The 19901-nt window shown below is 66.1% G+C and carries 17 protein-coding genes; 6 read left to right on the plus strand and 11 right to left on the minus strand.

The features are described 5' to 3' along the window. Window positions 1-31: 31 nt before the first annotated feature. The 7 genes from ACTIEY_RS18095 to sucC all read right to left on the minus strand — a co-directional run bounded on the left by ACTIEY_RS18095 (window position 32) and on the right by sucC (window position 8298). Window positions 32-535 (minus strand): pilin, encoded by a 504-nt coding sequence (locus ACTIEY_RS18095; protein ID WP_439520539.1) that lies wholly within the window; start codon window positions 533-535, stop codon window positions 32-34. A gap of 188 nt (window positions 536-723) precedes the next feature. Then, window positions 724-1527 (minus strand): 3',5'-cyclic-nucleotide phosphodiesterase, encoded by an 804-nt coding sequence (locus ACTIEY_RS18100; protein ID WP_439520540.1) that lies wholly within the window; start codon window positions 1525-1527, stop codon window positions 724-726. 269 nt (window positions 1528-1796) lie between these two features. After that, entirely contained in the window at window positions 1797-2426 is a 630-nt protein-coding gene (locus ACTIEY_RS18105; RefSeq protein ID WP_439520541.1) for an FHA domain-containing protein, read from the minus strand. Window positions 2427-2485: 59 nt separating this feature from the next. Then, complete coding sequence (locus tag ACTIEY_RS18110; protein WP_439520542.1) at window positions 2486-3271, minus strand: Stp1/IreP family PP2C-type Ser/Thr phosphatase; 786 nt, start codon at window positions 3269-3271, stop codon at window positions 2486-2488. Window positions 3272-3281: 10 nt separating this feature from the next. Beyond that, window positions 3282-6002 carry a CHASE2 domain-containing serine/threonine-protein kinase gene (locus tag ACTIEY_RS18115; RefSeq protein WP_439520543.1) on the minus strand — a complete coding sequence of 907 codons (2721 nt, stop codon included), beginning with the start codon at window positions 6000-6002 and terminating at the stop codon, window positions 3282-3284. A gap of 226 nt (window positions 6003-6228) precedes the next feature. Further along, window positions 6229-7122, minus strand: coding sequence for a succinate--CoA ligase subunit alpha (sucD, locus tag ACTIEY_RS18120; RefSeq protein ID WP_439520544.1), 894 nt, complete (start codon window positions 7120-7122; stop codon window positions 6229-6231). Between the two features lie 9 nt (window positions 7123-7131). Continuing rightward, window positions 7132-8298, minus strand: a complete 1167-nt coding sequence (gene sucC / locus ACTIEY_RS18125) for an ADP-forming succinate--CoA ligase subunit beta (RefSeq protein ID WP_439520545.1) — start codon at window positions 8296-8298, stop codon at window positions 7132-7134. Window positions 8299-8474: 176 nt separating this feature from the next. Here sucC and argC point away from each other — a divergent pair, with 176 nt between their 5' ends. Continuing rightward, entirely contained in the window at window positions 8475-9386 is a 912-nt protein-coding gene (gene argC / locus ACTIEY_RS18130) for an N-acetyl-gamma-glutamyl-phosphate reductase (RefSeq protein ID WP_439520546.1), read from the plus strand. 186 nt (window positions 9387-9572) lie between these two features. Then, complete coding sequence (locus ACTIEY_RS18135) at window positions 9573-11123, plus strand: MFS transporter (protein ID WP_439520547.1); 1551 nt, start codon at window positions 9573-9575, stop codon at window positions 11121-11123. Here the strand turns inward: ACTIEY_RS18135 and recX are convergent. Then, a complete protein-coding gene (recX, locus tag ACTIEY_RS18140) occupies window positions 11105-11566 on the minus strand; it encodes a recombination regulator RecX (RefSeq protein ID WP_439520548.1) in 462 nt (153 codons plus the stop codon). The genes ACTIEY_RS18135 and recX overlap by 19 nt on opposite strands. A 6-nt stretch (window positions 11567-11572) precedes the next feature. After that, a complete protein-coding gene (gene recA, locus ACTIEY_RS18145; RefSeq protein ID WP_439520549.1) occupies window positions 11573-12691 on the minus strand; it encodes a recombinase RecA in 1119 nt (372 codons plus the stop codon). 134 nt (window positions 12692-12825) lie between these two features. Here recA and ACTIEY_RS18150 point away from each other — a divergent pair, with 134 nt between their 5' ends. The 3 genes from ACTIEY_RS18150 to ACTIEY_RS18160 all read left to right on the plus strand — a co-directional run bounded on the left by ACTIEY_RS18150 (window position 12826) and on the right by ACTIEY_RS18160 (window position 15571). After that, entirely contained in the window at window positions 12826-13314 is a 489-nt protein-coding gene (locus ACTIEY_RS18150; RefSeq protein WP_439520550.1) for a MarR family winged helix-turn-helix transcriptional regulator, read from the plus strand. 93 nt (window positions 13315-13407) lie between these two features. Further along, window positions 13408-14082, plus strand: a complete 675-nt coding sequence (locus tag ACTIEY_RS18155) for a response regulator (protein ID WP_439520551.1) — start codon at window positions 13408-13410, stop codon at window positions 14080-14082. A 49-nt stretch (window positions 14083-14131) separates the two neighbouring features. Then, entirely contained in the window at window positions 14132-15571 is a 1440-nt protein-coding gene (locus ACTIEY_RS18160) for a sensor histidine kinase N-terminal domain-containing protein (protein ID WP_439520552.1), read from the plus strand. Window positions 15572-15574: 3 nt separating this feature from the next. On the opposite strand, the gene ACTIEY_RS18165 is transcribed toward ACTIEY_RS18160, so the two are convergent. After that, the gene (locus tag ACTIEY_RS18165) at window positions 15575-16228 is read right to left on the minus strand and encodes a glutathione S-transferase family protein (protein ID WP_439520553.1); all 654 of its coding nucleotides are present in this window, start codon (window positions 16226-16228) and stop codon (window positions 15575-15577) included. Between the two features lie 21 nt (window positions 16229-16249). Beyond that, a complete protein-coding gene (locus ACTIEY_RS18170) occupies window positions 16250-19195 on the minus strand; it encodes a DNA topoisomerase III (protein WP_439520554.1) in 2946 nt (981 codons plus the stop codon). Between the two features lie 97 nt (window positions 19196-19292). On the opposite strand from ACTIEY_RS18170, the gene ACTIEY_RS18175 reads away from it, so the two are divergent. Beyond that, complete coding sequence (locus ACTIEY_RS18175; RefSeq protein ID WP_439520555.1) at window positions 19293-19832, plus strand: SET domain-containing protein; 540 nt, start codon at window positions 19293-19295, stop codon at window positions 19830-19832. Window positions 19833-19901 lie beyond the last annotated feature (69 nt).

Raw genomic sequence — 19901 nt, forward strand, 5'->3', positions numbered from 1 at the left:
GTCCAGGTCTGGGCTTGTAGGCGGCGGGTGTTTACTTGCACTCGGCGGGCGCGAAACGAGCCTGCAGGGAACCTGCGGTCACGCCGGTGAAGCTGCCAGCCGTGGCGCCAGCGGCGGCGCAACGCCATGCCACCGACTGAGCCGGCGGGGTGAAGGTGGCCGTGCCGGTGGGCAGAGCGGAGCCCGCGGGCGCGTTCGGGGTGATCGTCAGGGTGCCGCCACCTGCAGCAGCGGTGGTCGTCACAGTGATCACGCCAGTGCCGGCGGCGATCGCAACGCTCGACACGTTGCGCGTACCGGCCGGTGCGGTGTAACCCGTGCCGTAGCCCAGCGCATCCGCTTGCGGGTTGCCCGACGACAGCACGTCCTGCACGTTGACCTTCGCAGCCGAGGCAGCGACCAGACCTTCCGACACGCGGGCGCGCACGGTGTAGTCCTGATAGGCGGGCAGCGCGACGGCGGCCAGGATACCGATGATGGCCACCACGATCATCAGTTCGATCAGGGTGAAACCTTTTTGCAGGGAACGCTTCATGGGGAACTCCTTGGAGACGGGGGTTGGGTTGGGAACACCTCCTTATCAGCAGACGCCGTGCCAACTTGAATTGCCATGTGTTCTGCGGTCTATTTCACGCTTTGAGCGGCGCATGTGACCATTTGTGCTCGCCGGCACCGCGAGGGACCGACATTTTTTGTCAGTCCCTGCGCCGCCGACAGGTTTTGTCACAGCTCGAAGGTCTGGCCGGCGCTGAGCCAGCGGATGTCGTGGCGCGATGCGCCCTGCTGCCTCGGCGCCAGGTCGAAGCGCCGGATCTCTTCCATGATCAACCCGGTTTCGGCGGGCTTGGTGTGGGTGATGTAGATGGGGTAGCGCCGGTCGCTGCCGATCTGCTCGAGTTCCTCGGCCAGCATCTGCGGCGCCAGGTGCAGGCTGCGCTGGGCCAGCGCCTGCTCGCGGTCGCTGAACGCGGTCTCGATCACCAGCAGCGCCACCGTCATCTGGTTGATGCGCTCCCAGAACGCGGGGTTGCGTCCGGTATCGCCGCTGAACACCCAGTGGCCCGCTTCGGTGTGCGCGGCAAAGCCCACCGCCGGCACGGTGTGAACGGCCGGCAAGACTTCCACCGATTTGCCGCCCACCTGCAGCACCTCACCGACCGCAATCGGCACGAAGCGCATCAGCGGGGCGTCGGTGCTGGGGATGGCCGAAAAATCCGGCCAGATCAGGTTGTTGAAGATGTGGACCTTGAGCGCCGCGATCGTGCCGGGCAGGGCGTGCACCTTGACCGGCCCCGCGCCGCTGGCCAGCCGGCGCGCCGCGATCGCGTCCAGCATCAGCGGCAGTGCTGCAATGTGATCCAGGTGCGAATGCGTGAGCAGCACGTGGTCGACCCTCGCCATCTCTTCCAGCGTGAGGTCGCCCACGCCGGTGCCCGCGTCGATCAGGACGTTGTCGTCGAGCAGGAACGAGGTGGTTCGGCAGCCGTGGGCAATGGCTCCAGAACACCCCAGAACACGAACCCTCATCGGCAGCTTTTTGGAATGTGCACGGCCGGTGGGCCGGCGCATGAGTTTGAAACGAGGCTGGCCGCAAGCCAACCGCCTGCCGAAGGCTACCCGCTGCGTGGCCCGCCGGTAAAGGACTTTTTGCTCACTTGGCGCCACCGTTGCAGACAGCAACAAACGCCGCGAAAGAGAGGAAGTCGGACCAGGAATGTCGCGGAACTGGCTCTGCCAGGCCGCAGGCATTGCCCCCCTGGGGGGTGACGCGCCACAGGCGCGGCGCGGGGGGAGCTTCAGTGCACCACGAACTGCATCTGCGTGCCGGCCAGCTCGAGCAGGTCGCCGTGGTGCAGGTTGACAGCGTCGGTGCCGATGGGGCTGCCGTTGATCGTGGGCTTGAGCGTGCCTTCCACCAGGGCCACCACGTAGCCGTGAGGACGGCGCGTGATGGCCGCCACCGCCACGCCGGGCTTGCCGATGGTGGTGACCACCTTGACCAGAGGCACCTCGCGCCCGGCGGCGGTGCCGGACATCACCTTGATGGCGGCGTTGCCCACCGGCGCCGAAGGCGCCTCACCACCGCCGACAACAGCGCCGGCGCTGATGACCATGGTCTTCTCATAGCTGTCGCTCGCGCCTTCGTGCGCGAACTTGATCTTGTACTTGCCGATCTCGACGGTGTCGCCGTTTTGCAACTGTTGCTTCTTGATCGCCTTGCCGTTCACGTACGTGCCGTTGGTGCTGTTGAGGTCTTCCAGGAAGACGTCCGAGCCCGACATCTGCATCACGGCGTGCTCACCACTGACCGCGAGGTTGTCGATCACGATGTCGTTGTAGGGACGGCGGCCGAGCGTGGTGCGGTCTTTGGTGAGCTGCACTTCCTTGATGACGACACCGTCGATGGAAACGATCATTTTCGGCATGGCCGACTCCTGTGGAACCTGTTGGACGAATTCTGGAGATGTCTGAAAAGGCGGGTGTCTCACTTACCGAGCATGCGCGACAACAGGCCCTTGCGCACCGGTCGGGAGCGAGCATACGCCAGTATCACCGAAATGTTGTCGCGCCCCCCGCAGTCGTTCGCACCATCGACCAGGGCATGGCCCTTTTCCTCGAGCGTGCCCGCGGTGACGAGGACCGCCGCGATGCGCTCGTCACTCATCATGTCGCTCAGGCCGTCGGAGCAGAACAGGTAGAGGTCGTCCTCCTCGACGCGGTACTCGTTGACTTCCAGCAACACCGTGTCTTCAACACCGAGCGCACGCGTCACGAGGTTCTTGTGCGTGGCGTACTGCGCCTGCTCCAGCGAGATCAGGCCAGCGTCGATCTGCTCCTGCAACAGCGAGTGGTCGCGCGTGATCTGCGTGAAGTTGCCTTCGCGCAGGCGGTAGCAGCGGGAATCGCCCACGTGGCCGATCATGGCGCGCTCACCGTGGAAGACCCCCATGACCAGCGTGGTGCCCATGCCGGAATACTGCGGGTTGGAATTGGCGGCGTTGAAGATGGAACGGTTGGCGTTGTCGATGCAGATTTCCATCGCCCGCTTGAGCTCGCGACCACTGGCTTCGTGCCCGCCTTCCGACATCCACCGACCCAGTTCCGTGCGGATGAAGGACGTGGCCATCGCGCTGGCGACTTCACCTGCGTTGTAGCCTCCCATGCCATCGGCAAGCACGGCGATCTGGTTCTCGGGATCGAGCGAGACGGAGTCCTCGTTGTTGTCCCTCACCAGGCCCGGATCCGTCAAACAAAAATACTCAAAAATCATGTTGTTCGACTTATATACGGATATCGGGGCTGTCAGTTTCCGGCTTCAGACCTGCCTTGGGCGGTGCTTCGACAACCGTGGAAAAAGTCACGTCCTCGTCCTCGACGCCAGCTTGGGAGGACGCCGTTCCTGGTTGCTCACGGACCGTCTGCAAAAACACCTCTTCATGCCCTCCGGCCTGGTTCTCCAGAAGCGCCCTCACGCCCTGCAGTTCGGAGGCGAGCTCGTCACCGGTCTGGTAGCGCTGGCTCGGTGATTTCGCCAGGGTCCGGCTCAGTATATCGGCCAGTCGGGCCGGCAACTCAGGACGTAAATCACACACACTGGCCGGTTCCTGGTTGGCAATCTGGTACATCAGCGCGGCCATCGAGTCCCCGCGCAGCGGAAGCTGCCCGGTGAGCATCTGGTAGAGCATGACGCCCAGGGAATACAGGTCGGAGCGACCGTCCACATGCTGGCCGGACAGCTGTTCGGGCGACATGAAGCTGGGCGTGCCCAGGACCATGCCGGTCTTGGTTCGGCTCGACGTGGTGATGCGCGCGATGCCGAAGTCGGTCACCTTCACCGATCCCGTGGCCGGGTCGTACATCACATTGGCGGGCTTGATGTCGCGGTGCACCACCTCCAGGCCATGCGCATGGGCCAGCGCCTGGGCCACGCGTTCGCCGATCTCCAGCACCTTGCCCACTGGCAGCAGGTGGCCCGGGCGGGTGTGCACCATGAGGTCGTGCCCCTGCAGGAATTCCATGGCGATGTAGGCCAGGTCCTGTTCTTCGCCGGCGTCGAAGATGGTGACGATGTGGGGATGCTGCAGCCGTCCGGCGGTTTCGGCTTCGCGGAAGAAGCGGTCCCGCGCCTCATCGAGCTCGGCCCCTTCGAACTCGGCGCTCAGGGCCAGGGTCTTGATGGCCACGGTACGGCCGATCTTCGGGTCACGGCCCAGATAGACCACGCCCATGGCGCCCTTGCCCAGTTCCTTTTCCACCTGGTAGCGACCCAACATGGGCTTTTCCACGCCGTTGCCACTGAGCAGCAGGGTGCCACCGGGGTGCGACGAACCGCTGCCGAGGACCACGGTTTCCGAGAGGTTGCGCGCACGCTTGAGGCGTGCCTGCACGTCGGTGTCCTTGCGGTCCAGTCGGGCCATGTGTTCGTACACGGATTCGGCCTTGTTGAACTGGCGCTTGCGTTCGAAATCCAGCGCCAGGTGCTTGAGGTTTTCCATCAGCGCATCGCTGTGGGGCACGCGGCGCAGGCGGTCGAACGCCATGTCGAGCTGGCCCTGGCTCTGCAGGGTCAGTGCCATCTGGCGGTTGGTTTCGGCCCACTCTTCATCGGACTTGAGCTTGCCGGCCTCTGTGACCAGGAAACGGCGCGTGGTGAGCGCCAGGTGCCCGATGAGGAGCAGCGCGGCAGGAAACACCAGTTGCAACCAGAGCGCGGCGGCCACCAGCAACTGGTGCTGCACGCCCAGCAGCAGCACGAAAAGAATGCCCGTGACCACGGCACCCGCGCCCGCCGAGAGCCGGGGCAGGACGCCGACCAGGTAGGCGGTGATCAGCACCAGGATGCCCAGCTCCGCCAGACCGCTCCAGGCGGGCTGTTCGATGAAGTGCCCACTCAGGATGCTGGACGTGATGTGGGCCAGGATGAGGGCGGGCGACATGGCGGCGGACACGGGCGTCGTGAACAGGGTGCCCACGCCTGCGGCCGTGGCGCCGATGATCACGATCTTGCCCGTGTACTTGGACGGCGATATACGCCCGGAACTCACGTCGTAGAACGAATCCACCGAGAAGGCGGCTTTACCGTCGCGATCGGGGTAGAACTGGGGCAGCACGCGCGCCGAGGCGTCCGTGGGGATGGTCGTGGGGCCCAGCTGCACACCCCGGCCCGGCAGCAGGCGGATGTCCGAGGCATTGAGGTTGAGGCTGTGAGCGGCCGTTGCCAGGCCCATGGAGGGCACGGCAACGCCGTCGAACTGCACCAGCAGCGGCTCCTGCCGCACCGCGCCATCAATGTCAGGGAATTGATTCAGGTGCCCGACCGCACGGGCGGCTTCACCAATCGACGGCAAAGGCTGCTGGGTCCGCTGCGCCGGCACGCCGAAGAGCGACTCGTCCACCACCGCGCTGCGCCGTGCGAAGTCCGGCAGGGGCTGGTCGGGCCGGCCCAAGGGCTGCCCGAGGCTGAACACGGAGGGCACGATCACGTTGCCAGCGCGCGCGATGCTCTCCACCAGCCGGGCGTCGGAATCCAGTTGCTGCTCGGCTTCACGGATGAAGCGCAGCAGCTGTTCGCGCGGGCGCTCACCGAGTTCGCTGAACAAGGGTGCGCCAACCGCCGAACCGTCGATGTGCCCGCGCATGTCGCGCAGCACCGTCAACCCGCGATCGGTCTGCGGTTCGAAGAAAAAGGCGGTGTGGGCCACGGTGCGCGCCTTGGCCTCGCTGAGCTGGTCGATCAGCCTGGCATGCACATCGCGCGGCCAGGGCCAGCGACCGATGTTGGCAATGCTCTCGTCGTCGATCGCGATGACGGCAATCTGGTCGCTCGGCAAGCGTTCCGTGGCGGTGCTGGCCAAGTCGTAGAAGCGGCGTTCCAGCCCGCTGAACAGGTCGGTGGTGGCGTGCAGCAGGAACACGGCGATCACGACGCACAGCCCCATCACGGCGTCGGATCGCCAGATCCGGCCGAGGCCCTTCTTGGAATTCGTCTTGCTGCTGGACACGTGCGGATTTTCCGGGTTGATTCGCCTGCTGGTCGCCGCGACCTGCCCGAAGGTCAGTGGCACGCGCACCAATGGCCTTCCAGCGGCGCGGGGGCCAAGGTGTTGCATTCTGTTTCAGGCCTTCCCACCCGGGCAAGGTCGTTTGTGGGATTCCCGCCGAAAACCTGCAGAAGGCGAAAAAAAAGGCAACGCAAGCGTTGCCCTTTTCACGGTGGTCTGACCTGATTTACAGCTTGGACTTCAGCAGCTTGGCCAGTTCGGAGAAGTTGCGTGTCACGGTGAAACCGGACTCTTCCATGATGGCCAGCTTGGCGTCGGCCGTGTCGGCGCCGCCGGAAATGAGCGCGCCGGCGTGACCCATGCGCTTGCCGGGAGGCGCCGTGACCCCTGCGATGAAGCCGACCACGGGCTTCTTCATGTTGGCCTTGCACCAGCGGGCGGCGTCGGCTTCGTCCGGGCCACCGATCTCGCCGATCATGATCACGGCGTCGGTGTCGGGATCGTCGTTGAAGGCCTTCATCACGTCGATGTGCTTGAGGCCGTTGATGGGGTCGCCACCGATGCCGACGGCGCTGGACTGGCCCAGGCCGATCTCGGTCAGTTGCGCCACGGCTTCATAGGTGAGCGTGCCGGAGCGCGACACCACACCAATGCGGCCCTTGCGGTGGATGTGGCCGGGCATGATGCCGATCTTGATCTCGTCGGGCGTGATCAGGCCGGGGCAGTTGGGGCCGAGCAGCAGCGTCTTCTTGCCGCCCGCGGCTTCCTTGGCCTTCATCTTGTTGCGCACTTCGAGCATGTCGCGCACGGGGATGCCTTCGGTGATGCAGATCGCCATGTCCAGGTCGGCCTCGACGGCTTCCCAGATGGCGGCAGCAGCGCCCGGAGGCGGCACATAGATGACCGACACGGTGGCGCCGGTCTGGCTGGCGGCTTCCTTCACCGAGGCGTAGATCGGGATGTTAAAGATCGACTCGCCCGCCTTCTTGGGGTTCACGCCCGCCACGAACGCGTTCTTGCCGTTCGCGTACTCCTGGCACTTTTCCGTGTGGAACTGACCGGTCTTGCCGGTGATGCCCTGCGTGATGACTTTGGTGTCTTTGTTGATGTAGATCGACATGACGGCTCCTTAGGCTTTCTTGACTGCTGCCACGACCTTCTGGGCCGCTTCCGCCATGGTGTCGGCGCTGATGATGGGCAGACCGGAGTCGGCCAGCATCTTCTTGCCCTCGACCTCGTTCGTGCCCTTCATGCGCACGACCAGTGGCACCTGCAGGTTCACGGCCTTGCAGGCTGCAATCACGCCGGTGGCGATGGTGTCGCACTTCATGATGCCGCCGAAGATGTTGACGAGGATCGCCTCCACGTTCTTGTTCTTCAACATGATCTTGAAGGCTTCGGTCACCTTCTCGGGGGTGGCGCCGCCGCCCACGTCAAGGAAGTTGGCCGGCTCGCCGCCGAACAGCTTGATGGTGTCCATGGTGGCCATGGCCAGACCTGCGCCGTTGACCAGACAGCCGATGTTGCCGTCCAGGCTGATGTAGGCCAGGTCGAACTTGCTGGCTTCGACTTCGGCCGGGTCTTCCTCGTCCAGATCGCGCAGGGCCACGATCTCGGGGTGGCGGAACAGGGCGTTGCTGTCGAAGTTGAACTTGGAGTCCAGGGCAATGATGTTGCCCTTGCCGTCGCGGTTCAGCGGGTTGATTTCCACCAGAGCGGCGTCCGTGTCCATGTAGCACTTGTAGAGCTTGTTGCACACGTCGATGAACTGGGCCTGCGAGTCGGCGGGCATGCCGATGGCGGCGGCAATTTTCTTCCCCTGGGCTTCGGTCATGCCGGCCAGCGGGTCGATGAACTCGGTGATGATCTTCTCGGGCGTGGCGTGGGCCACTTCCTCGATGTCCATGCCGCCTTCGCTGGAGGCGATGAACGCCACCTTCTGCGTGGCGCGGTCGGTCACGACCGACAGGTAGTACTCCTTCTGGATGTCCGCGCCGTCTTCAATATAGAGACGCCGAACCCTCTGGCCTTCGGGGCCGGTCTGGTGGGTCTTGAGCTGCATGCCCAGAATCTCGCCGGCCAGGCGCTTGACGTCGTCCACCGACTTGGCCACCTTCACGCCGCCGCCCTTGCCACGGCCACCGGCGTGGATCTGGGCCTTGACCACCCACACCGGGCCGCCGAGTTTCTGGGCGGCTTCCACCGCCTCCTGCACCGTGAACGCTGCGATGCCGCGCGGCACCGGGACACCAAACTGGCGCAGGATGTCCTTGCCTTGGTATTCGTGGATCTTCATGAGGGGGTCTCTCAGGAACGGGTCAATGGGTGTCGGCCGACAGCGAGGCCGGCCGAGATGCGGTCGCTCAAAACAGCAACCGGGGACTGTATCATGGTGCAACGCACCAAAAGCGAGCAGCACGGCGCGCATTTTGGGACCCCCTCCTGAACCCACACTGACAAGGCAGAGCGGCCATGGCCAAGGTTTTCATCGATGGCGAAGCAGGCACCACGGGATTGCAGATTCGCGAGCGCCTGCAGGGAATCACGGGCGTCGAGGTGGTGAGCATCGCGCCCGAGCGCCGCAAGGACGCAGCCGCCAAGCGCGAGCTGATGGCGCAGGTGGACCTGGTCATCCTGTGCCTTCACGACGACGCGGCGCGCGAGTCGGTCGCCATGATCGACACCCTGCCGGGCGCCAAGCCCAAGGTCATCGACGCTTCCACCGCGCACCGCACCGCGCCGGGCTGGGTGTTCGGGTTCCCCGAACTTGCCGCTGGTCAGCGCGAGGCGGTGGTGAACGCACAACGCGTGGCCAACCCCGGCTGCTATGCCACCGGCGCCATCGCCATGCTGCGCCCTTTGGTCGACGCCGGTGTGCTGCCCGCCGACCACCCGGTCACCTTGCCGGCGGTGAGCGGTTACTCCGGCGGCGGGCGAACAATGATCGAGGCCTACGAGAAGAACGCCGCGCCAGCGTTCGAGCTGTACGCGCTGGGTCTCAAGCACAAGCACATCCCCGAGATCGTGGCCTACAGCGGACTCAAGCGCCGGCCGATCTTCCTGCCCGCAGTGGGCAACTTCGCGCAGGGCATGCTGGTGCAGTTGCCGCTGCACCTGGACACCCTGCCCGGTTCGCCCTCGGCCGCCGACCTGCAGTCCGTCTTTGAAAAGCACTACGCTGGCAGCGAATGGGTGAGCGTCAAGCCGGCGACGGACGACGGCAAGCTGGACGCCCTGGCACTGAACGACACCAACCAGCTGGAGATCCGCGTCTTTGGCAACGCCCAGGCGCAGCATGCGGTGGTGGTGGCGCGCCTGGACAACCTGGGCAAGGGCGCCAGCGGCGCGGCGGTGCAGAACCTCAAGTTGATGCTCGGCCTGTAGGAAGACGCCCCCACGCTCCGCCGCTGCGCGGGTCGCTGCCCCCCGGGGGGGCTGGGCCTGCCTTGGGGCGGCCCGGCGGCTGGCCCGCGGGCCAAGGCGTCGAAAACCAGCACTGTCGTTCGTCGTGCAGCGGAGGGCGGCGAGCAGGGTTCGGCGCCACGCACGCCGAACGCGAGGAGACTTCACATGACATCCGCCCGCACTCCGGTCGAGATCGCACCGGACAAAGCGACGCGCCGCGAATGGGTGGCGCTGGCCGTGATCGCCCTGCCCTGTCTGGTCTATGCCATGGACCTCACGGTGCTCAACCTGGCGCTGCCCGCCATCAGCGCCGACCTGCGGCCCACCGCCTCGCAGCTGCTGTGGATCATCGACATCTATGGCTTCATGGTCGCGGGCCTGCTCATCACCATGGGCACGCTGGGGGACAAGCTCGGGCGGCGCCGGCTGTTGATGATCGGGGCGGCTGCGTTTGCGGCCGCGTCGGTCGCCGCGGCGCTCTCCACCACCGCGCAGGCGCTGATCGCCACGCGCGCGCTGCTGGGCATTGCGGGCGCCACGCTGGCACCGTCCACCCTCTCGCTCATCTCCAACATGTTCCGCGACGAGCGCGAGCGGCGCGTGGCCATCGGCATCTGGATCTCCAGCTACTCGGTGGGCGGTGCCATCGGCCCGCTGGTGGGGGGCGTGATCCTGCAGTACTTCGCCTGGCCGGCGATCTTCTGGGCCGCCGTGCCGGTGATGCTGCTGTTGCTGGTGCTCGGGCCCTTCCTGCTGCCCGAGTACCGCGATGACAAGGCCGGCCGGCTCGATTTCGTCAGCGTGGGCCTGTCGCTCACCGCCGTGCTCGGTGGCGTTTTCGCGCTCAAGCAGGCGGCCGAGGGCCATCTCGGCGGGCTGACCTGGCTGGCAGCGGGCCTGGGCCTGGTCGCCGGGATCGTGTTCGTGCGCCGTCAGCGCCGCATCGACTACCCACTGCTCGACCTCAAGCTCTTCGCCCAGCCGCGCTTCGCTGCCGCCATCTGCACCTACGCGCTCACCTCGTTCGCCATGTTCGGTGTCTACATCTTCATTTCACAGCACCTGCAACTCGTGCTGGGACTCTCGCCGCTGGTGGCGGGCGTGTGCACCGTTCCCTGGGCGCTGTCGTTCGTGGTGGGCTCGATGCTCACGCCGGCGATGGCGCAGCGCTGGTCGGCCCCTCGAACCATGCTGGGCGGGCTGGCGCTGGCGGCCCTGGGTTTTGCCGGGATGACCCTGGTCGACACCCCGCACGGCCTCCTCGCCCTGGTCGTGGGCATGACGGTCATGGGCATCGGCATGGCACCGGTGTTCACCCTGGGCAACGACATCGTGATCAGTTCGGCGCCGCCCGAGCGCGCGGGAGCGGCCTCGGCGCTGTCGGAAACGAGCGCCGAGTTCTCGGGTGCCCTGGGCATCGCGGTGTTCGGCAGCCTGGCCACCAGCCTTTACCGCAGCGGCATGGCGGGCCAGTTGCCACCGGGCCTGCCCGACGCGCTGGTGGCAGAAACGCTGACGCTGGGGGGTGCGCTCACCGTGGCAGAGGGCCTGCCCGCGCCGCTCGGCGAGGCCCTGCGACAAGCGGCGCGCGCTTCCTTCGTCGACGGCTTGCAGGCGGCGGCGGTGCTGGGCACCGCCATCATGGTGTTCAGCGGCTGGCTGGCCTGGCGCATGCTTCGCGCGCCAGGCACACGGGGTCAGCCCTCGTCGTCCTGAACCGCGGTGCCCCGCACCACACGCCGCACGGCCTCCGCCCCGAAACCCCGCGTGAGCAGGAAACGCACCTGCCTGCCGTGTTCGGCCGCGTCGCGCGGCGGCTCGCCGAACTTCTTGCGCCACACTTCGCGCGCACGGGCCTCTTCGGAACCCTGAAGGCCGGCGACCGCCTCGGCCACGGCCTGCGGATCCAGCCCCTTGGCCTGCAGTTCCTGGCGCACGCGCGCGGCACCCAGGCGGCTGGAGCGGCGGTGCACCACCGACTCGATGACGCGCTGCTCGTTGATGAAGCCCTTGGCTTCGAGTTCGTCGAGCGCCTGGCTCAGCTCACCGGGTGTGGTTTCGTGGGCGCGCAGCTTGCGCTGCAGTTCGGCCCGCGAATGCTCGCGGCCCGCCAGCAGGCGCAGCGCCCGGCCCTTGAGGGAGATCTCGTCGAAACCCACACCGCCTCATTCGGCCACGGGCGCGGTGTCGACGTCCTTCGTCTTCGCGGCCTTCTCGGCCTTGCCCGGCTTGGCGGCCGGTGCCGGCGGCTCGTCCACCGGCAGCAGCGGCACCCCCAGCTCGGTGCGCACCTTGTTCTCCATCTCCACACGCAGCTCGGGGTTCTCGCGCAGGAATTCGCGCGAGTTGTCGCGGCCCTGGCCGATCTTCTCGCCGTTGTAGGCGTACCAGGCGCCCGACTTCTCCACCACGCGGTGCAGCACCCCCAGGTCGAGGATCTCGCCCTCGCGGCTGATGCCTTCGCCGAACAGGATGTCGAACTCGGCCGTCTTGAAAGGCGGCGAAACCTTGTTCTTGACCACCTTGACCTTGGTTTCGTTGCCGATCGCTTCTTCGCCCTTCTTGATGGTGCCAGTGCGGCGGATGTCCAGGCGGACCGAGGCATAGAACTTGAGCGCGTTGCCGCCCGTGGTGGTTTCCGGGCTGCCGAACATCACGCCGATCTTCATGCGGATCTGGTTGATGAAGATGACCATGCAGTTGGTCTTCTTGATGTGCGCGGTGAGCTTGCGCAGCGCCTGGCTCATCAGGCGCGCCTGCAGGCCGGGCAGCGAATCGCCCATTTCGCCTTCGAGTTCGGCCTTGGGCGTGAGCGCGGCCACCGAATCCACCACGATGAGGTCGACCGCACCGGAGCGCACCAGGCTGTCGACGATCTCGAGCGCCTGTTCACCGGTGTCGGGCTGGGAAATGAGGAGGTCCTGCAGGTTCACGCCGAGCTTCTGCGCGTACTGGATGTCCAGCGCGTGTTCGGCGTCGACGAACGCGCACTGGCCGCCGAGCTTCTGCATCTCGGAGATCACCTGCAGGGTGAGGGTGGTCTTGCCCGAGGATTCCGGACCGTAGATTTCCACCACGCGGCCGCGCGGCAGGCCGCCGACACCCAGCGCGATGTCCAGCCCCAGCGAGCCGGTGGAGACGACCTGGATGTCCTCGATCACCTCGCCTTCGCCGAGCCGCATGATCGTGCCCTTGCCGAACTGTTTCTCGATCTGGGCCAGCGCGACCTGCAAGGCCTTGGCTTTTTCGCTGTTGAGGGGGTTGTTCTTGACGGCTGCGTCCATGGAAGGCTCCTGAGCGGGTTGTTGGATTCGCATGGCCTGTGTGAATGTGTACAGGCTGGATGCTTGAACAGCAGTTTACAGGCGAGTTGCCGGCATATCTCTGATTATTTGGTCAGTTTGCCTTACCATCAGGCATGGCTGAACATGACGTGGCTCCCTCCCTGCCCGACGACCGCTGGCGCGTCGGCCACCTCGGCCGCCTGCTCGGCCAGGCCATGCGGCGCTTCGACGAGCGCGTGCTCCACCTCATGGCCCACGATCCCAACGTGCCGCTGGCGCTGTCGCACCTGGCGGCGCGTTCGCAGGTGGGCGCTGCACACATCCACATCACGCGCCACCTGGGCCTGAACGGCTCGCGCCTGACGGAACTGGCACGCGAAGCCGGCATGAGCAAGCAGGCCATGGGCGACCTGGTGACGCAGTGCGAGGCCTGGGGCCTGGTGCGGCGCGAACCGGATGCGCGCGATGCGCGGGCGCGCCGCATCGTGTTCACCGCCACCGGCCTGTTGTGGCTGGAAGGATTCCGCCAGGCGGTGGCGCAGGCAGAAGCCGAGTTCCGCGCCCAGGTGGGAGAAGACGTGGCGACGGTGGTGGCCCTGGGCCTGGAGGCCTACGGGACTTGACGCAGATCACGTCGCAAGGCGGGTCGCCCTCTAGAATCGACCGGCCGCGAACAGCGGCGCGACGCCCCACAAGAACGGCTTCTGGAGACCCCCATGCGCATCCTCATTGCGGAAGACGACCAGGTCCTGGCCGACGGCCTGATGCGCAGCCTGCGCGCGGCCGGTGCGGCGGTGGACCACGTGGCCAGCGGCAATGAAGCCGACGCGGCCCTGCTCACCAACAACGAGTTCGACCTGCTCATCCTGGACCTGGGCTTGCCGCGCCTGCATGGCCTGGAGGTGCTCAAGCGGCTGCGCTCGCGCGGCTCCACGCTGCCGGTGCTGATCCTCACCGCCGCCGACAGCATCGAGGAGCGCGTCAAGGGCCTGGACTACGGCGCCGACGACTACATGGCCAAGCCGTTCTCGCTGCAGGAACTCGAAGCGCGCGTGCGCGCCCTGTCGCGGCGCGGCATGGGCGGCTCCACCAACACCATCCGACACGGGCCGCTCGAATACGACCAGGCGGGCCGCGTGGCCACGATCGACGGCAAGATGGTGGAGCTGTCGGCGCGCGAACTGGGCCTGCTGGAAGTGCTGTTGCAGCGTGCCGGGCGCCTGGTGAGCAAGGACCAGCTGGTCGAGCGACTCTGCGAATGGGGCGAAGAGGTGAGCAACAACGCCATCGAGGTCTACATCCACCGCCTGCGCAAGAAGATCGAGAAAGGCCCGATCCGCATCGCGACCGTGCGTGGCCTGGGCTATTGCCTTGAAAAAATCGCCGGCTGAGGACGGCTCGCCCGGCGAACCGGCACCCTCGGCGGACGGCCGTGGACCCATGTCCTTCGGCCTCTTCCAGCGCGAGCAACGCAGCCTGTTCGGTGAACTGCTGGACTGGATGCTCACGCCATTGCTGCTGCTGTGGCCGCTGTCGCTGGCCCTCACCTGGTTCGTCGCCCAGGGCATCGCCAGCAAACCTTTCGACCGTGCGCTCGAATTCAACCTCCAGGTGCTCAGCCGGCTGGTGGTGCTGGAGAACGAGCGCGTCGTCTTCAAGCTCGATGCCCAGGCGCGCGATCTGCTGCGCGCGGACAGCGGCGACCTCGTGTACTACCAGGTGCTTGATCCACGGGGTGACCTGGTCGGCGGGGAGATCGACTTCCCGCCCCCGCGCGATGAAACCCTGCCCGAGCCCGGCCGCGTGCTGCTGCGCGACGACGTGCTGCGCGGCGACGAGGTGCGGGTGGCTTACACCTGGCTGGCGCGCCACGACAGCGAGCGGCTGGTGCTCATGCAGATGGCCGAGACCAAGGGCAAACGCTCCACCCTGGCCACCGAGATCATCAAGGGGGTGATGGTGCCGCAGTTCGTCATCCTGCCGCTGGCCGTATTGCTGGTCTGGCTCGCGCTGGTGCGCGGCATCCGCCCGCTCAACGACCTGGAGCAGCGCATCCGCGCCCGCAAGCCCGATGACCTGAGTCCCATCGAAGACTCCTTTGTGCCGCAGGAGGTGGCGCCGCTGGTGTCGTCGATCAACGACCTGCTCAGCCGTCTCAAAGCCTCGCTGACGACGCAGAAGCGTTTCCTGGCCGACGCCGCGCACCAGCTCAAGACGCCGCTGGCGGGATTGCGCATGCAGGCCGAACTGGCGCAGCGCGAGATCGATCCGGTCGAGATCCGGGGCTCGTTGCAGCAGATTGCGCGATCCAGCACGCGCGCCACCCACACGGTCAACCAGTTGCTCGCGCTGGCTCGCGCCGAAACCACCGGCAGATCGCTGCCCACCGAAAGCATCGAGCTCTCCAGGCTGGTGCGCGGCGTGGTGCAGGAGTCGGTGCCGCGTGCGCTGGAGCATGGCATCGACCTCGGCTTCGAGGGGCCCGAAGAAACACCGGCGAACTGCCTCGTCAATGGCAACCCCACGCTGTTGCAGGAGATGGTGCGCAACCTCGTGGACAACGCCATCAACTACACGGGCCCTGACGGCGTGGTCACGGTGCGCGTGCTGCTCGACCGCTTCAGTGGCGTGCAGGTGCTGCAGGTGGAGGACGATGGCCCGGGCATTCCGGAGAACGAGCGCGACTTCGTGCTGCAGCCGTTCTACCGCGCGCTGGGCACCAACGTCGACGGCTCGGGCCTGGGCCTGGCGATCGTGCAGGAGATCGCGCAGCAGCACGGCGCCACCGTGAGCATGGACGACGCCCACCCGGAACGCATTCCGCGCGGCCTGCGCGCTTCGGTGCGGTTCACGCCCTGGCGGCCCGCGCCTCAGGAGTGAGGATCAGGCTGCGGCCGGTTTGTAGACGTTGAGCTGCAGGCGCTCGCGTTCGATGGCACGGGCCACGGCGGGCAGGGCGGCGAACTTCTGAACCAGCGCCCAGGTGGCCGGCAGACTGGTGGGGTCGATGCCGGCGTAGCCGCCCCAGCGCAGCAGCGTGAGTGCGTAGGCATCCAGCGCACCAGGACGCTCGCCCATCATCCACGGCGACGCCTTGGTGGCCAGCGCCTCGATCTCACCCAGCAGGCTGCGGTACGACTGCGTGGCAAAGGCCTTGATGCCCGCCTTGATGGATTCGTCGTCGCTGTACTTCTCGGGCATGAACACGTGCGTGAAGGTGGGATGCACGGTGTTGTTCATCCAGGCCAGCGTCTGCAGCGCGCGCGTGCGCGCCACGCCCGATGCAGGCAGGATGCCAGCCTGCGGAAACTTCGAATCCAGGTGCAGCAGGATCGCCACGATCTGGGTCACCACCTCGCCATCGTCCACGAGCACCGGCACCTGGCCACGCGGATTGAGCGCCAGGTACTCGGCGCTGCGCTGCTCGCCCTTGTGCAGCTTCACCATGGACGGCTCGAACTCGGCACCCGCGATCTCCAGCATCGAATGCGGCACGAAGGAACAGGCGCCGGGGGCGAAATAAAGTTTCAGGCTCATGCAGAAATTCCTCTTGAAAACTCAACTCAGGTGTTGACCCACGATGCCCGCGATCTCGAACATCGTCACCTGCTCCTTGCCGAACACCGGCAACAACTTGGCGTCGGCGTTCACCCGGCGCTTGTCCTTGGCGTCCTGCAGGCCGTTGGCCTTGATGTAGTCCCACAGCTTCTTCACCACTTCCGGACGCGACACCGCGCCCTCACCGATCACCGCGGCCAGTGCGGCGCTGGGCTGCTTGCCGGTGGCGGCGGTGGTCTTGCGGGGCGCCTTGGTGGCGGCAGACTTCTTCGCCGGCGTCTTCTTGGCGGGAGCGGCCTTCGCGGCGGCTTTCTTCGCGGGGGCGGTCTTGACGGGCGCGCCCGCTGCCGTCTTGCGCGGTGGGAACTTGGAGGTGCGTGGCTCGAACTCGAAGTTCACCTTGCCGGCTTCCTTGTCCCAGGCGAGGAACGCCTTGAACGCGCGTCGCGTGCGCATGGAGACAAACTTGTCGAGCAGGTCGGTCTTGCCGGTCTCCAGCAGCTTGCTCATCTGCTCGCGCGCCACCGGCTGCTGCAGGATGATCTTGCCGCTCTTGAAGTCGCAGGTGGGCGTGGGCTGGGCCAGCGTGGGCACGGCGCGTTCGCACACGTAGTTGCTGCCGTGTTCGTGCACGGCACCACCGCACTTGGGGCACTTGCCCAGCGACTCGCTGCCGGTGAAGTCCACCAGCTCGCCGGTTTCCTCGCCCTTCTTGTCATCGCCGAAATCGAACTCGAGCTTCCAGTTCTTGTCCTCATCGCTGTACTTGATGACGATCTCGGCCACGAAGGGCCAGCCCGCCTTGGATCGAAAGCCCTCGAGCGGCCCGATCTTCTTGTCGCGCAGGAGTTGCTCGGCTTCTTCGGGCTCGAACGTGCGGCCTGCGGGCGACTTGCCGAACGAGAACCCACAGCCCTCGCTGTTGCCGTCGATGCCGGTGCAACCATAGCGGCGGTAGTTTTCCTTGACCACCCCGCCGCAGTTGGGGCACGGCGTGGAGAGCGTGGCGTAGTTGCCCGGGATGGTGTCGCGGTCGTATTCCTTGGCCTTCTTCACCATGCGCTCGGTCATGGCGGCGATCTCGCCCATGAAGGCGGCGCGGCTGAGCTGGCCGTGTTCCATCTGCGCCAGCTTGTATTCCCATTCGCCGGTGAGTTCGGCCTTGGAGAGTTCTTCGACGCCCAACCCGCGCAGCAGGGTCATGAGCTGGAAGGCCTTGGCGGTGGGAATGATCTCGCGGCCTTCGCGGAACATGTATTTCTCGGTCAGCAGGCCTTCGATGATGGCCGCTCGCGTCGCTGGCGTGCCCAGGCCTTTTTCCTGCATGGCCTCGCGCAGTTCGTCGTCGTCCACCAGCTTGCCCGCACCTTCCATGGCGCCCAGCAGCGTGGCTTCTGAATAGCGCGCGGGCGGCTTGGTCTTGAGGCCCTTGGGTTCGACCGACTCGGTGCGCACGGTCTCGCCTTCGCGCACCGGCACCAGGTTCTGCCCCTTGTCGCCTTCCTTGGCGTCGGTCACGTCTTCGGCCGCCTCTTTGCCGTACACCGCCATCCAGCCTGGTTTGACGAGCACCTTGCCTTCGGTCTTGAAATGGTGGTTGACCACGCTGGTGATCCGGGTCGTGACCGTGAACTCCGCACTGGGGAAGAACACCGCCAGGAATCGCCGCACCACCAGGTCATAGAGCTTCTGTTCAGCCTCGCTCAGCCCGCTGGGCGCCTGCAGCGTCGGAATGATGGCGAAGTGATCCGACACCTTGCTGTTGTCGAAGATGCGCTTGCTCGGGCGGATGTAGTTGTTGTTGAGTGCGGTGAGCGCGTGGGGGGCCAGGTGCTTCATGCCGCTCTCGGCCAGCATCTCGAACGTCTGCTTGACCGTGGGCAGGTAGTCCTCGGGCAGAGCGCGCGAATCGGTCCGCGGGTAGGTCAGGGCCTTGTGGCGCTCGTACAGGCTTTGCGCCAGCTGCAGCGTGGTCTTTGCCGAGAAGCCGAAGCGGCCGTTGGCCTCACGCTGGAGGCTGGTCAGGTCGTACAGCAGTCCGCTGGCCTGGGTGGTGGGCTTGCTCTCTTCCTTGACGCTGGCGGCCTTGCCACGCACCGCGTCGGCAATGGCCAGTGCTTCGCGCTGGCTCCACACGCGATCGCCGCGCAGTTCGGCGTCGGCATCGTCGCCGGTGGGCTTCTTGAAGTTGGGGTCGAACCACTTGCCCGGGTACTCGCCGGCCTCGGCCAGGAAACTGGCGTGGATTTCCCAGTAGTCGCGGCTCTTGTGCGCGCGGATCTTTTCTTCGCGCTCGACCACGATGGACAGCGTCGGCGTCTGCACCCGGCCCACCGTGGTGAGAAAGAAGCCGCCATCGCGCGAGTTGAACGCCGTCATGGCGCGTGTGCCGTTGATGCCGACCATCCAGTCGGCTTCCGACCGGCTGCGCGCCGCGTCGGCCAGGCCGAGCATCTGCTCGTTGGTGCGCAGGTGCTCGAAGCCATCACGGATGGCCGCTGGCGTCATGGACTGCAGCCACAACCGCTGCACCGGTTTGCCCAGCCCCTGGTAGCTGCCATTCTTGAGACCCCCGGCGTACTGTTCGATCAACCGGAAGATGAGCTCGCCCTCGCGGCCCGCGTCACAGGCGTTGATGAGGCGCGACACGTCCTTGCGCTTGACCAGCTTGACCACCGCTGACAGGCGCGACTTCGTCTTGTCGATCGGCTTGAGCTCGAAGTAGGGTGGCAGCACCGGCAGGTGGGCGAAGCTCCACTTGCCGCGCTTGACGTCGAATTCCTCGGGCGCGGCGATCTCCACGAGGTGGCCCACGGCAGAGGTCACCACGTACTTCTCGTTCTCGAAGTGGTCATCGTGCTTGTCGAACTTGCCCGCCACCGGGGTCAGTGCTCGCACGATGTCTTGGGCCACGGATGGCTTCTCGGCAATCACCAGGGTTTTCATCTCTACAATCGGCTTTCCACGCGCGTGTACACGCGCACATGGGCACGCGCACACCCGCGCGCACCTGCATGAAACAACCTTACCAAATATTTCGGCCGTGACGAAAAGCCCCCGCCAGACGCAGCCGCGCCCCAAGCATTCACCTCGTGCCAGGGCCGCCGCCCCCGCCGGCCGCCGCATCCAGACCCGCCGCTCCGGCGTCCACGGCAAGGGCGTGTATGCGGTGGTCGACCTGGCCGAGGGCGAGACGCTGATTGAATACGTGGGCGAGATCATCACCTGGGACGAAGCGCTGCGCCGCCATCCGCACGACCCCAGCGACCCCAACCACACCTTCTATTTCCATGTCGACGAAGAGCATGTGATCGACGCCAAGGTGGGCGGCAATTCGGCGCGCTGGATCAACCACAGTTGCGACCCCAACTGCGAGGCCGATGTGGAAGACGGTCGCGTGTTCATCAAGGCGCTGCGCAACATTCAGGCCGGTGAGGAACTGTTCTACGACTACGGCCTGGTGATCGACGAGCCTTACACGCCCAAGCTCAAGGCCGAGTACCCCTGCTGGTGCGGCGCCAGGAAGTGCCGCGGCACGCTGCTGGCGCCCAAGCGCGCAGGGCGTGCCTCCAAGCTGGGCTGAAGCATGGCCTCCACGCTGCGCCGCTTCGCGGGTCGTCGCCCCCCGAGGGGGCTGATCCGCCCTGGGGCG

The sequence above is a fragment of the Hydrogenophaga sp. genome, from assembly GCF_051858985.1.
Lineage (GTDB): Bacteria > Pseudomonadota > Gammaproteobacteria > Burkholderiales > Burkholderiaceae_C > Hydrogenophaga.

Excerpts from the sequence above, each read along its gene's own strand:
- sucD (WP_439520544.1), bottom strand. The coding sequence starts at position 7,122 with ATGTCGATCTACATCAACAAAGACACCAAAGTCATCACGCAGGGCATC.
- ACTIEY_RS18100 (WP_439520540.1), bottom strand. The coding sequence starts at position 1,527 with ATGAGGGTTCGTGTTCTGGGGTGTTCTGGAGCCATTGCCCACGGCTGC.
- ACTIEY_RS18155 (WP_439520551.1), top strand. The coding sequence starts at position 13,408 with ATGCGCATCCTCATTGCGGAAGACGACCAGGTCCTGGCCGACGGCCTG.
- ACTIEY_RS18135 (WP_439520547.1), top strand. The coding sequence starts at position 9,573 with ATGACATCCGCCCGCACTCCGGTCGAGATCGCACCGGACAAAGCGACG.
- ACTIEY_RS18165 (WP_439520553.1), bottom strand. The coding sequence starts at position 16,228 with ATGAGCCTGAAACTTTATTTCGCCCCCGGCGCCTGTTCCTTCGTGCCG.
- sucC (WP_439520545.1), bottom strand. The coding sequence starts at position 8,298 with ATGAAGATCCACGAATACCAAGGCAAGGACATCCTGCGCCAGTTTGGT.
- ACTIEY_RS18105 (WP_439520541.1), bottom strand. The coding sequence starts at position 2,426 with ATGCCGAAAATGATCGTTTCCATCGACGGTGTCGTCATCAAGGAAGTG.
- argC (WP_439520546.1), top strand. The coding sequence starts at position 8,475 with ATGGCCAAGGTTTTCATCGATGGCGAAGCAGGCACCACGGGATTGCAG.
- ACTIEY_RS18170 (WP_439520554.1), bottom strand. The coding sequence starts at position 19,195 with ATGAAAACCCTGGTGATTGCCGAGAAGCCATCCGTGGCCCAAGACATC.
- ACTIEY_RS18150 (WP_439520550.1), top strand. The coding sequence starts at position 12,826 with ATGGCTGAACATGACGTGGCTCCCTCCCTGCCCGACGACCGCTGGCGC.
- ACTIEY_RS18095 (WP_439520539.1), bottom strand. The coding sequence starts at position 535 with ATGAAGCGTTCCCTGCAAAAAGGTTTCACCCTGATCGAACTGATGATC.
- ACTIEY_RS18110 (WP_439520542.1), bottom strand. The coding sequence starts at position 3,271 with ATGATTTTTGAGTATTTTTGTTTGACGGATCCGGGCCTGGTGAGGGAC.
- recA (WP_439520549.1), bottom strand. The coding sequence starts at position 12,691 with ATGGACGCAGCCGTCAAGAACAACCCCCTCAACAGCGAAAAAGCCAAG.
- ACTIEY_RS18160 (WP_439520552.1), top strand. The coding sequence starts at position 14,132 with ATGTCCTTCGGCCTCTTCCAGCGCGAGCAACGCAGCCTGTTCGGTGAA.